Here is a 12,532-nt window from a genome sequence, read left to right on the forward strand (position 1 = left end):
CGAGCGCACGGGCCACCGGCCCGTGCGCTCGTGGCGCTTGACAGGTAGCTAGGAGGCGGCGCGGACCTCGTCCGCTCGGAACACATGGCCGCTTTCGTCGACCGCGTCACCATCCACGTCTCCGCCGGTAACGGCGGGCACGGCGTGTCCTCGGTGCACCGCGAGAAGTTCAAGCCGCTCGGCGGCCCCGACGGGGGCAACGGAGGGGACGGCGGCAACGTCATCCTCGAGGTCGACCCCAGCGCGCACACCCTCCTCGACTTCCACCACCGCCCGCACCAGAAGGCGGCCAACGGCCGCCCCGGCGCCGGCAGCAACCGGCACGGCGCCCGGGGCGAGGACCGCGTGCTGCGGGTGCCCGAGGGCACCGTGGTCAGCACCCCCGACGGCCGCGTGATCGCCGACCTCGTCGGCGCCGGCACCCGCGTCGTGCTGGCGCACGGCGGCAAGGGCGGGCTCGGCAACGCCGCACTCGCCAACCCCCGGCGGAAGGCGCCCGGCTTCGCGCTCCTCGGCGAGCCCGGTGAGGCGTTCGACGCGGTGCTGGAGCTCAAGAGCATCGCCGACGTCGGCCTGGTCGGGTACCCGTCGGCCGGCAAGTCCTCGCTGATCGCCGCCATGTCCTCGGCCCGGCCGAAGATCGCCGACTACCCGTTCACCACGCTGGTGCCCAACCTCGGCGTGATCCGCTCCGGCGACACCGTCTACACGATGGCCGACGTCCCCGGGCTGATCCCCGGCGCCTCCTCCGGCAAGGGGCTGGGCCTGCAGTTCCTCCGCCACGTCGAGCGCTGCGCCGTCCTCGTGCACGTCGTCGACATGGCCACGATCGAGCCCGGCCGGGACCCCGAGAGCGACATCGAGGCGCTGGAGCACGAGCTCGCCGAGTATTCAGGAGCCGTGGCCTCAGGGGCGGCGGCCGGCGGCGACGAGCTCGACCTCGTCGGACGGCTCCGGATCGCGGTGCTCAACAAGATCGACGTCCCGGACGGCCGGGAGCTGGTCGACCTCGTGCGGGCCTCGCTCGAGGAGCGCGGCCTGCAGGTCTTCGCCGTCAGCGCCGCGACCGGCGAGGGGCTGGCCGCGTTCGGCTACGCGCTCGCCGCGGCGGTCGAGGAGCACCGGGCCGCGCTCCCGGCGCCCGAGCCGGTGCGGATCACCCTCACCCCGCGCGCCGTCGACGACACCGGCTTCACCGTCGAGCGGGATCCCCACGGGGCGGGCGGGGAGGACGGCGCAGCGTTCGTCGTCCGCGGCGCGAAGCCCGAGCGGTGGGTCCGGCAGACCGACTTCACCAACGACGAGGCCGTCGGCTACCTGGCCGACCGGCTCAACCGGCTCGGCGTCGAGGAGAAGCTGGCCGAGGCCGGCGCCCGCGAGGGTGACGCGGTCACCATCGGCGACGTCACCTTCGACTGGGCCCCGACGCTGCCGGCCGGCACGCTCACCGCCGAGGAGTCCGCCGGGCTCGGCGGTCGCGGCACCGACAACCGGCTGGAGACCACCGAGCGGATCGGCGCCGTCGAGCGGCTCGCCGCCAAGCGCGCCCGCCGGGTGCCGTTCGAGGTCACCGAGGGCGGCTGGACCGACGAGGACCTCGCCGGCCTCGACGACGACGCGGACGACGACGTGGACGGACCGGCCGACGGCCTTTCCGGGGAGGACGTCGACGACGACGATCGGGCGGGCCGACGGTGACCGGTGCGCCCGCCACCACCGCCGCCCGCCCGGAGATCGCCGGTGCCGGGCGGGTCGTGGTCAAGGTCGGCTCCTCGTCGCTGACCACCCTGCCCGGCGGTCTGGACGTCGAGCGGCTGACGGCGCTGGTGGACGTGCTCGCCGCGGTGCGGGCGTCCGGCCGGGAGGTCGTGCTGGTGTCCTCCGGCGCGATCGCCGCCGGACTGGCCCCGCTGGGCATCGACGGGCGCCCGCGTGACCTGGCCACCGCGCAGGCGGCGGCCAGCGTGGGTCAGCTGCGGCTGGTCCAGACCTACGCCGACGCCTTCGCCCGGCACGGGATCACCGTCGGGCAGGTGCTGCTCACCGCCGACGACCTGACCCGTCGCAGCCACTACCGCAACGCCCACCGGACGGTCGAGCGGCTGCTGTCGCTGGGCGTGCTGCCGATCGTCAACGAGAACGACACGGTGGCCACCGAGGAGATCCGGTTCGGTGACAACGACCGGCTGGCCGCGCTGGTGGCGCACGTCGCCCAGGCCGGAGCGCTGGTGCTGCTCTCCGACGTCGACGGGGTCTACGACGGCGACCCGCGCACCGGCCCCGCCCAGCTGGTCGACACGGTGCGCGAGCCCGGCGACCTCGCGGCGGTCAGCCTGGGCTCGGCCAGCCGCAACGGCGTGGGCACCGGGGGCATGGCCACCAAGGTCGAGGCCGCCTTCATCGCCGCGCACGCCGGCGTCCCCGTGGTGGTCACCTCGACCCCGCAGGCCGCCGACGCGCTGGCCGGCAACCGGGTGGGCACGTTGTTCGGCGCCATGGGCAGGCGGCCCAGCGCCCGGCAGTTCTGGCTGCGCTACGCCAGCCGTCCGCGCGGCCGGCTGATCCTCGACGACGGTGCGGTCACCGCCGTGCGGGAGCGGCACGCCTCCCTGCTGGCTGCCGGCATCACCGGCATCGCGGGGGACTTCCTCGCCGACGACCCGGTCGAGCTGGTCGGGCCCGACGGTGCGGTGGTGGCCCGTGGGCTGGTCGCCTACGACGCCCGCGAGATGCCGGGCCTCCTCGGCCGCAAGACCGGCGACCTGCCGCCGGAGCACCGCCGCGAGGTGGTGCACCGCGACGAGATGGTGCTGGTCGGACGCCTGCGCTGAGCGCTGTGGCCGGGCTGCCAGACTGGCCCGGTGACGATCCGTCCCATCCGCGAACTCGGTGACCCCGTGCTCCGCACCCCCTCCGACCCCGTCCGAGCCTTCGACGGCTGGCTGGCCGCGTTGATCCGCGACCTGGAGGACACCGTCGAGCACCCCGGCCGGGCGGGCGTGGCCGCGCCCCAGATCGGCGTGGGGGTCCGCGCGTTCTCCTACAACGTCGACGGGGTGATCGGGCACATGGTCAACCCGGTGATCGTCGAGCGGTCCGAGGAGATCCAGGACGGCGACGAGGGGTGCCTGTCGGTGCCCGGCATCTGGGCGCCGACGGTCCGCGCGATGCACTGCGTCGCCGAGGGGTTCGACGTCGACGGCACGCCGCTGCGGCTGGAGGGCACCGGGCTCATGGCCCGCTGCCTGCAGCACGAGGTCGACCACCTCGACGGCACGGTCTTCCTGGACCGGCTGACCGGCGAGGCGCGGAAGTCCGCGCTGCGCGCCCTGCGGTCGCGCTGACGCCTCCTCAGCCCTCGGCGGGGCCGGCCGTGGTGCAGGCGCGGCAGGTGCCGAAGACCTCCACCTGGTGCTGGACGTCGGCGAAGCCGTGCTCGGCCGCGATCTGCCTGGCCCACCGCTCGACGGGCGGGTCGGCGACCTCGACCGTCGTGCCGCACGACCGGCACACCAGGTGGTGGTGGTGGACCAGCGAGCACCGCCGGTAGGCCGCCTCCCCGTCCGCTCCCCGGAGGACGTCGACCTGGCCGTCGTCCACCAGCGCCTGCAGGGCCCGGTAGACCGTCGCCAGCCCCACCGGGTCGCCGCGCTCCCGCAGCAGCGCGTGCAGGTCCTGCGCGCTGCTGAACCCGTCGAGGTCGTCGAGCAGGGCGAGCACCGCGCTGCGCTGCCGGCTCGGCCGCCGCCCCGTCCCCTCCTGCTGGTCGGCCCCGCTCACCGGGCGGCCCCCGTCCCGGGCTCGTGCACGGGGGCGGGATCCGACCCGTGCTCGTCGTAGTGGACGCCCGTACCGGTCAGGTGCGGGGCGTGGAGATGCCCGTCGTGGTCGTAGTCGACGTGGTCGCCGTGGGGGACCGGCTGGTGCCCGCAGCCCTCCCCGTGCTCGTGCGGGTGCGCGTCGTGCACGTCGGTCCTGCGCCGGTGCCGGCGGCGGGCCGTCGCGTCCCGCACGGTGACCCCGGTGGTGACGAGCAGGAACAACGCGATGGCCAGCAGCACGATGGTCCCGCCCGAGGGGGTCCCGGCGTAGAAGGACGTGGTCGTCCCCGCGACGCTGACGGCCAGCCCGAGCACGCACGCCAGGGCCAGGGTCGTCCGGAAGCTGCGGGCCAGCAGCTGGGCGATGGCGCTCGGCACGATCATGAGCGCGCTGATCAGCAGCAGGCCGACCACCCGCATGGAGAGCACGACCGTGGCGGCGACGAGGGCGGCCAGCACGATGTTGAGCCCGAGGACGGGGAGCCCGACCGCGCGGGCGTACTCCTCGTCGTCGCTGACCGCGTACAGCCGGTGGCCGAGCAGCGCCACGGTGGCCAGCACGACCAGCGAGATCGCGGCGAACACGGCCACGTCCTCGGTGCTGGTCGTGGTGATGGCGCCGAAGAGGTAGGAGTCGAGGTTGGTGGCCTGCCCACGGGGTGCCAGGCCCAGCAGGACGACGCCGCCGGCGATGCCCCCGTAGAAGAGGACGGCGAGGGCGACGTCGCCGCTGGTGCGTCCCCGGGCCCGGACCAGCTCGATGAGCACCGCGCCCAGGACCGCGGCCACCAGCGCCGTCCACACCGGGCTGGTGGCGGTCAGGACGCCGACGGCCACGCCCGTGAGCGCCACGTGGCCGAGCCCGTCACCGAGCAGGGACAGCCGCCGCTGCACCAGGAACACACCGACGGCGGGGGCGACGAGCCCGACCATGAGGGAGGCCAGCAGCGCCCGCTGCATGAAGTCGTAGTCGAGGATGTCCACGTCAGCGTCCCTGCTCGGCGGAGCCGCCCCGCCGGGGAGTCACGGTCGGCTGGTCCATCCGGTAGCCGCGGCGGGTGCCGCGCGGCGCCGGGTGGTGGTGCGGGTCCGGCTCGTCCTGGCCCGGCAGCAGGGGACCGTCGTAGGAGATCCGGCCGTGGTCGACCACCACGGCGCGGGTGAGGACGCCGGCCAGCGGGGCCGTCTCGTGCGTGACGACGACCAGCGTGGTGCCGAGCGCCGAGATCCGGGCGAGGACGCCGGCCAGCGCCTCCTGGCTCGCGGCGTCCACCCCGGCGGTGGGCTCGTCCATGATCAGCAACTCCGGTTCGGCGGCGAGCGCGCGGGCCACGAGCACCCGCCGCTGCTGGCCGCCGGACAGCGCGGCGACCGGGTCGTCCAGCCGGTCGGCGAGGCCGACCGCGGCCACGGCGTCGGTGACGGCCGCCCGGTCGGCGGCGCCGAGCCGGCGGAACAGGCCCAGGCGGGCCAGCCGGCCCACGCCCACGACCTCGCGGACGGTGGCCGGGACGGCCCCGGTCACCGAGTGGCGCTGCGGGACGTAGCCGACCCGGCCGCGCTCCGACAGCCGCCCGACCGGCGCGCCGAGCAGCTCGACGTCCCCGCCCAGCACCGTCGCCAGTCCCAGCAGCCCCCGGGCGAGGGTGGTCTTCCCGGAGCCGTTGGAGCCGAGGACCGCGACCGCCTCCCCGGGGCCGACCGTCAGGTCCGCCCCGCGCACGATCGGGACGTCGCCGTAGCCGATCGTGGCGTCGCGGAGGCGGATGACGGCCGGTGCTGGAGCCGGTCGGCTCATGAGCAGGACTGGCCCTCGGCCAGGGTGGCGAGGTTGCTGCGCATGACCTCGAGGTAGTCCTCGCCGGCCGATTCGTCGGTCAGGCCCTCGATCGGGTCCAGGACGGCGGTCCGCACGCCGGCCTCGTCGGCGACGGTCTCGGCCAGGGCCGGGTCGACCAGCGTCTCGGTGTAGACGGTCGTCACCCCGCGCTCGCCGACGAGCGTGGCGATCTCGGCCAGCTGGTCGGCCGAGGTCTCCTGGTCGGGGCTGAGCCCGCTGATACCGACCACGTCGAGACCGTAGCGGTCGGCGAGGTAGCCGAAGGCGTCGTGGCTGGTGACCAGGGTGTCCACCCGGCAGTCGCCGAGGGCCGCGGCCATCTCGACGTCCAGGGCCTCGAGGTCGGCCCGCAGGGCGGCGGCGTTGCCGGCGTAGGCCTGCGCGTTGTCGGGGTCGAGTTCGGCCAGCCGGTCGGCCAGCGCGTCGCCGACCGCGGCCAGGCGCAGCGGGTCCAGCCAGAAGTGCGGGTCGGCCGCCGCCTCGTCGTCGGCGTGCTCCTCCTCGGCGTGCTGCTCGCCGGCGTGCTCGGACCCGTCCGAGGTCAGCGAGAGGTCGGCCGCCTCGGCCGCGTCCCAGGCGGAGTCGCCGGCCTGGGACTCGGCCGCGTCGTCCACCGCGGGCTGGAAGCCGCTCAGGTACACGAGGAGGTCGGCGTCGGAGACCCCGGCGACGTCCTGGGGGGTGAGCTCGAGGTCGTGCGGCTCGCCGCCGGGGGCGGTCAGGGAGGAGACCGACACGAGGTCCCCGCCGACGCGCTCGGCGGCCCACTCCAGCGGGTAGAAGCCGGCGACGACGTCCAGCCGGCCGTCGTCCGGAGCCGACGCGTCGGATCCGCCGCACCCGGCGAGCAGCAGCAGGGTGGCTGCGGCAGACGCGGCAGCAGTCCGACGGACGACCGAAGTGTTCATGAGAATCATTCTCGCATAGCCGGACGGTGGAGCGGCGCCGGGTCCGCGGGCTCGGGGAGGCAACGGCCCCGCGCGTACTCTTCCCTGCGTGACCGACGTCTCCGGCCTGCCGCTGATCGGTGCCGCCGCGCTGCGCGCGCGGGCGGCCGCACGGGTGCTGCGCACCCTGCCCACCGAGACCAAGGACGCCGCGCTGACCGCGATGGCCGACGCGCTGGTCGAGCGCACCGACGAGATCCTCGCCGCGAACGCCGACGACGTGGCGGCCGCCGCGGCCGCCGGCACCCCGGCGTCGGTGCTCGACCGGCTGCGCCTGGACGCCGGCCGGGTGGCCGGCGTGGCCGACGCGCTCCGCCAGCTCGTTGCGCTGCCCGACCCGGTGGGCGACGTCGTCCGCGGCTCCCGGCTGGCCAACGGCCTGCAGCTGCGCCAGGTCCGGGTGCCCCTCGGGGTGGTCGGCATCGTCTACGAGGCCCGACCCAACGTCACCGTCGACGCGGCGGGGCTGTGCCTCAAGAGCGGCAACGCCGCCCTCCTGCGCGGCTCGGCCTCGGCGTTCGGCACCAACACCGCGCTGGTCGCCGTCCTCACCGAGGCCGCAGAGAAGGCCGGGCTGCCGGCCGGCTCCGTGGAGCTGCTGCCGGCCGACCGCGCGTCGGTGGGGGAGCTGCTGAACGCCCGCGGCCTGGTCGACGTCGTGATCCCGCGCGGCGGGGCCTCGCTGATCGAGCGCGTCGTCCGCGAGTCGACCGTGCCGGTCATCGAGACCGGCGTCGGCAACTGCCACGTCTACGTCGACGCCTCCGCCGACGCCGCGATGGCCGAGGCCGTCGTGCTGAACTCCAAGACCCACCGGGTGAGCGTCTGCAACTCCGCCGAGACGCTGCTGGTGCACCGCGACGTGCCGTTCCTGCCCCGGCTGCTGTCGGCGCTCGCGGAGGCCGGCGTGACGCTGCACGGCGACGGGACCGCTCGGGCTGCCCACGGGTCCGTCGTCCCCGCCACCGACGAGGACTGGGCGACCGAGTACCTGTCGATGGACATGGCCGTGCGGGTGGTCGACGACCTGCCGCAGGCCCTCGAGCACATCGCGACCTGGGGGAGCGGGCACAGCGAGGCGATCGTCGCCGACTCCGCCGGTGCCATCGCCGACTTCACCGCCGGCGTCGACGCCGCTGCGGTGCTGGTCAACGCCTCCACCCGGTTCACCGACGGCGGCGAGTTCGGCTTCGGCGCCGAGATCGGCATCTCGACCCAGAAGCTGCATGCCCGCGGCCCGCTCGGCCTGCCCGAGCTGACCTCGACCACCTACGTCGTCACGGGCAGCGGCCACACCCGCTGACCGCCCTTCGCCAGCACGAGGAGCCGCATGCCCCGCCCGCCGTCGCAGTCCCCGAACTTCTCCTCGGTCGCGGACGTGAGCAAGCGGCTGTCCACCGCCGGCTACCTGCCCGACGCGCAGATCGCGACGACGGTCTTCCTCGCCGACCGCCTCGGCAAGCCGCTGCTCGTGGAAGGGCCGGCCGGCACCGGTAAGACCGAGCTGGCCAAGGCGCTGGCGACGGCCACCGGGTCGGAGCTCATCCGGCTGCAGTGCTACGAGGGCCTGGACGAGGCCCGCGCGCTGTACGAGTGGAACTACAAGAAGCAGCTGCTGCGCATCCAGGCGTCGCAAACCGACGGCGGGGCCGACTGGGACACCGTCCACGACGACATCTTCGGCGAGGAGTTCCTGCTCTCCCGCCCGCTGCTCACCGCGATCCGGCGCTCGGAGCCGACGGTGCTGCTCATCGACGAGACCGACAAGGCCGACGTCGAGGTCGAGGGGCTGCTGCTGGAGGTGCTCAGCGACTTCCAGGTGACCATCCCCGAGCTCGGCACCATCACCGCGACCCGCCGGCCGACCGTCGTCCTCACCTCCAACGCCACCCGCGAGCTCTCCGAGGCGCTCAAGCGGCGCTGCCTCTACCTGGCGCTGGACTACCCGTCGGCCGAGCGGGAGCGGGAGATCGTGCTCTCTCGCGTGCCCGACCTCGCGCCCGGGCTGGCCGACCAGCTCGTGCGCACGGTGCGTGCCCTGCGCGGCCTGGAGCTCAAGAAGTCGCCGTCGATCTCGGAGACCCTGGACTGGGCGCAGACCCTGCTCGAACTGGGCCTGGACACGCTCGACGAGCCGGCGATGGCCTCGACCCTCGGGGTGGTGCTCAAGCACGCCAGTGACCAGACCCGGGCCGCGGCCGAGCTGCGGCTGAACTGATGAACGCTGCTCCGCAGGGGAACCGGAACGCTGCTCCGCAGGGGACCGGAACGCTGCTCCGCAGGGGAACCGGAACGCTGCTCCGCAGGGAAACCGGGCACACCTCCGGTGTGTGATCGGTGCCGGCGGAGCTGCCCCCCTCCTGGGGCAGCAGCGTTGACCGCGCCGTCGGCGTCGACGACCGGGCACGGCGGGCTCGCCGGGCACCTGGACGCGTTCGTGCGCGCGGTCCGCGAGGCAGGCATCCCGGTCGGCATCAGCCAGGCGGTCGACGCCGCCGAGATCCTCACCGTCGTCGACCTGCTCGACCGGGAGCAGCTGCGCCACGGTCTGGCGGCGGTGCTGCTGCAGCGGGCCGCCCAGCGGCCCACCTACGACGTGCTGTTCGACCTGTGGTGGCCGCTGGGCGACCGGCCGGCGGCCGCGGCTGACGGCGAGGACGGGACGGGCGAGCCCGGGAAGTCCACGCTCGACGTCCCCGACGACGCGGCGCTGGCCGGGGAGATGCGCGCCGAGCTGCTCCGGCTGCTCGAGGACGGCGACCCGGAGGCGCTGCGCCGCTTCGCCCGGGACGCCGTCGACCTGCTGGGCCGCGGCCAGCCGACCCCGTCGGGGCAGTCGTACTTCAGCTACCGGGTCATGCGGGGCCTGTCGCCGGACACGCTGGTGGCCCAGTTGCTGGCCGGGCTGCTCGGCGACGCCGGTCGCGGCGGGCTGGCCGAGCAGGTGGCCCGGCAGACCGTGCGCGACCGGCTGACCGCCTTCCGGGCCGCCGTGGAGGCCGAGGTGCGGCGGCGGACCGCGGCGGAAAAGGGCCGCGACCGCGTCGCCAAGAACGCCGTCCGGCCGATGGTCGACCAGGTCGACTTCCTCCGCGCCCAGTCGGCCGACCTCGCCGAGCTGCGCCGTGCGGTGGCGCCGCTGGCCCGGCGCCTGGCCGTCCGGCTCTCCGCGCGCCGCCGGCTCGGCCGCGAGGGACGGCTGGACTTCCGCAAGACCGTCCGCGCCTCGCTGGGCACCGGTGGCGTGCCGGTGGTCACCCACCACCGGCCGCGCAAGGTGCACAAGCCCGACCTGGTGGTGCTCTGCGACGTCAGCGGCTCGGTGGCCGGGTTCAGCCACTTCACCCTGATGCTCACCCAGGCCCTGCGCGAGCACTTCACCGGTGTGCGGGCCTTCGCCTTCGTGGACTCCACCGACGAGGTGACCCGCTTCTTCCGGCCCGGCGTCGACGTGGCCGACGCCATCGTCCGCATCGGCCGGGAGGCCGACGTGGTCGCTTTCGACGGGCACAGCGACTACGGCAACGCCTTCGACGTGTTCGCCGACCGGTGGGCGTCGGCGGTCGGGCCGAAGACGTCGCTGCTGGTGCTCGGCGACGGGCGGACGAACTACCGGCAGCCGGGCGTCCCGGTCCTGGCCGGTCTGGTGTCCAAGGCCCGGTCGGCGCACTGGCTGAACCCCGAGCCGCGCCGGCTGTGGGGGAGCGGTGACTCCGCGGCCGACCGCTACGGCGAGGTCATCGACATGGTCGAGTGCCGCAACGCCGCGCAGCTGGCCGACTTCGTGACCACGCTGTAGGGCTCCTGCCCTGCCGCCCACGGCCGGGCGGCCACCCGCGCGCGTCCCCATCGACCTTGCGGTTGTGTTACGGCTCACAGTGGGCGGTTATCCGGCGTAGGCCGACGGGCAGTCGCCGAACGGGCCATGAGACCAGGGGCCGATGTCGACGAGGGTCGTCTCTGACCAGCGACGGTCCATGGAAGCAGGAGAGCTATGTCCCACATGGCCAGGAGAAGAACGACGAGCAGGCTCAGCGCTGCAGTGGCGCTCGGCCTGTTCGGCACGGCGAGCAGCGTGGGCGCGACGGGGGCGGCGGCGGCGCCCGCGTCGCCGGCGAATGGTCAGTTCGAACTGCCCGAGGGATACCAGATCGAACAGGTCGTCGGCGGGCTTCAGCTGCCCAGCTCGATCACCTGGGACGACGAAGGGCGCATGTACGTGGGCGAGGCCGGCAGCGGGCTCTTCCCCGAGCAGCTCGCGCCCATCCGCATCCTCGAGGTCGCGAACGGGCAGGCGACGCCGGTCATCGAGCTCGACGAGGCGGTCGAGCCCGCATTGGTAGGACTCAAGTGGCACGACGGCGCCTTCTACTTCACCCACCGGGCCGAGGATCTCACCGGGGCGGTGTCGCGGGCCACGCCCGACGGCGAGGTGGAGCTGCTCTTCGACGGCATCCTGGACAGCCAGGCCGAGCACCAGATCAACGACATCGACGTGGGGCCCGACGGCCGGATGTACGTGTCGGTGGGGCCGGCCGGCAACGCCGGCGTGATGGGTCCCTCGGTGGCTCCGTGGGTCATGCGGAGCCCCGGCGTGCACACCACGCCGTGCGAGGACATCGTGCTGACCGGGCACAACTACCAGACCCCGAACTTCCTGACCGAGGACCCGGACGACATGGTGCTCACCGGGGCCTACGTCCCGTTCGGCACCCCGACCGAGCCCGGGCAGGTGATCGAGGGCGTGGAGAAGTGCGGCGGCTCCATCCTGACCTTCGACCCGGACAACGCCGAGGAGACCATCGAGACCCACGCCTGGGGATTCCGCAACCTGCTCGGCCTCACCTGGACTGACGACGGCGAGATGTTCGTCGCCGAGAACGGCTACGACATCCGCGGTTCCCGTCCGGTGCAGGGCGAGATCGATGCGACGCTCCGCGTCGAGCCCGGCCGCTGGTACGGGGTCCCCGAGTACTCCGCGAGCCGGGAACCCCTGACCGAGCCGCAGTTCGAGCCGCCGGACCAGTTCCAGGTTCCCGTATTCCTGGGCACCGACGAGGAGCTGGGCAAGATCCTCGGATCGGTCATCGATGTGGAGGCCAGCGGTCTGACCCCGCCCGACCCCGAGTGGGTCCTCGGGCGGCACGCCTTCAACTCGTCCCCGTCGATGATCGACATCGCACCCGAGGGCTTCGGGGAATTCGCCGGACAGATGATGGTCGCCGAGTGGGGCGACCTGGCGCCGCCGACCAACCCGCTGCGCGAGGGGAACATCGGGCGCCAGGTCGTGGCGGTCGACACCGAGACCGGCGAGATCACGCCGTTCGTGAAGGGCGACCCGATCGCTCGTCCGTTCGACGTGCAGTTCGGCCCGGACGGCGCGATGTACATCGTCGACTACGGCATCGTGAACATCGACATGGAGCTCAAGCCGCCGTACGCCTACCAGCCGGGCACCGGTGGCATCTGGAAGGTGACCCGGATGCCGGTGGGCGGCGTCGACGCCGGCGCCGGCAGCACCGCCGGTGTCGAATCGATGGGCCTGTTCCTCCTCGGCAGCACGGCCTTGGCCGGTGCCGCCGTCGCGGGCGCCATGGTCGTCCGCCGCCGCCGCCGCCGCGCCGAAGACGGCTGACCCCGGCCGTCGGGGGCGGAGCACGCGCAATCCCCGTGGCCGCCGGCGCGTTCGCACGCCGGCGGCCACGGGTCTGCTCGTCGTCGGTGCCCAGCTGGTCCGGCCGGATAAGACCCGCTGGGGCGCCGAACGCGGCTACCGCGAACTGACGACCGATCTGTACCGGGACCCCGGGCGATACGTCGACCTGTCGACATCCCGCCGTGACGACGCGTCTCGGAAGCGCCCGGCACACCGCTGTTTCGAGGCATTGCCGTAACCGAATGCCCGACGAGCCGTTGGTCAGCGC

Annotated in this window: 11 protein-coding genes; 7 read left to right on the plus strand and 4 right to left on the minus strand. The window is 74.2% G+C overall.

Going from position 1 to position 12,532, the window contains the following annotated elements:
- Nucleotides 1–84: 84 nt before the first annotated feature.
- From obgE to BLASA_RS07030, 3 genes are read left to right on the plus strand one after another with little or no spacing between them, the layout of a single operon-like run.
- Nucleotides 85–1,698 (plus strand): GTPase ObgE, encoded by a 1,614-nt coding sequence (gene obgE, locus BLASA_RS07020; protein ID WP_014375374.1) that lies wholly within the window; start codon nucleotides 85–87, stop codon nucleotides 1,696–1,698.
- Nucleotides 1,695–2,831, plus strand: a complete 1,137-nt coding sequence (gene proB, locus BLASA_RS07025; protein ID WP_014375375.1) for a glutamate 5-kinase — start codon at nucleotides 1,695–1,697, stop codon at nucleotides 2,829–2,831. Before obgE ends, proB begins: the two co-directional genes overlap by 4 nt.
- A gap of 30 nt (nucleotides 2,832–2,861) precedes the next feature.
- On the plus strand, nucleotides 2,862–3,344 hold the full coding sequence (locus BLASA_RS07030; protein ID WP_014375376.1) for a peptide deformylase: 483 nt from the start codon (nucleotides 2,862–2,864) through the stop codon (nucleotides 3,342–3,344).
- 7 nt (nucleotides 3,345–3,351) lie between these two features.
- Here BLASA_RS07030 and BLASA_RS07035 read toward each other — a convergent pair whose 3' ends face one another.
- From BLASA_RS07035 to BLASA_RS07050, 4 genes are read right to left on the minus strand one after another with little or no spacing between them, the layout of a single operon-like run.
- Nucleotides 3,352–3,780 carry a Fur family transcriptional regulator gene (locus BLASA_RS07035; protein WP_014375377.1) on the minus strand — a complete coding sequence of 143 codons (429 nt, stop codon included), beginning with the start codon at nucleotides 3,778–3,780 and terminating at the stop codon, nucleotides 3,352–3,354.
- On the minus strand, nucleotides 3,777–4,805 hold the full coding sequence (locus tag BLASA_RS07040; protein WP_014375378.1) for a metal ABC transporter permease: 1,029 nt from the start codon (nucleotides 4,803–4,805) through the stop codon (nucleotides 3,777–3,779). Before BLASA_RS07040 ends, BLASA_RS07035 begins: the two co-directional genes overlap by 4 nt.
- Nucleotide 4,806: 1 nt before the next feature.
- Nucleotides 4,807–5,619, minus strand: coding sequence for a metal ABC transporter ATP-binding protein (locus BLASA_RS07045; RefSeq protein WP_014375379.1), 813 nt, complete (start codon nucleotides 5,617–5,619; stop codon nucleotides 4,807–4,809).
- Nucleotides 5,616–6,569, minus strand: coding sequence for a metal ABC transporter substrate-binding protein (locus tag BLASA_RS07050; protein ID WP_014375380.1), 954 nt, complete (start codon nucleotides 6,567–6,569; stop codon nucleotides 5,616–5,618). The genes BLASA_RS07045 and BLASA_RS07050 overlap by 4 nt, the downstream gene beginning before the upstream one ends.
- Nucleotides 6,570–6,657: 88 nt before the next feature.
- Between BLASA_RS07050 and BLASA_RS07055 the strand changes: the two genes are divergently transcribed.
- From BLASA_RS07055 to BLASA_RS07070, 4 genes are all read left to right on the plus strand, one after another.
- Complete coding sequence (locus BLASA_RS07055) at nucleotides 6,658–7,911, plus strand: glutamate-5-semialdehyde dehydrogenase (protein ID WP_014375381.1); 1,254 nt, start codon at nucleotides 6,658–6,660, stop codon at nucleotides 7,909–7,911.
- A gap of 27 nt (nucleotides 7,912–7,938) precedes the next feature.
- The gene (locus BLASA_RS07060) at nucleotides 7,939–8,826 is read left to right on the plus strand and encodes an AAA family ATPase (RefSeq protein WP_014375382.1); all 888 of its coding nucleotides are present in this window, start codon (nucleotides 7,939–7,941) and stop codon (nucleotides 8,824–8,826) included.
- 156 nt (nucleotides 8,827–8,982) lie between these two features.
- Nucleotides 8,983–10,407: a vWA domain-containing protein gene (locus BLASA_RS07065; protein WP_014375383.1), complete on the plus strand. Its 1,425-nt coding sequence runs from the start codon at nucleotides 8,983–8,985 to the stop codon at nucleotides 10,405–10,407.
- Nucleotides 10,408–10,602: 195 nt separating this feature from the next.
- A complete protein-coding gene (locus BLASA_RS07070; protein ID WP_193345673.1) occupies nucleotides 10,603–12,243 on the plus strand; it encodes a PQQ-dependent sugar dehydrogenase in 1,641 nt (546 codons plus the stop codon).
- Nucleotides 12,244–12,532 lie beyond the last annotated feature (289 nt).

Source organism: Blastococcus saxobsidens DD2 (genome assembly GCF_000284015.1).
GTDB classification, from domain to species: domain Bacteria; phylum Actinomycetota; class Actinomycetes; order Mycobacteriales; family Geodermatophilaceae; genus Blastococcus; species Blastococcus saxobsidens_A.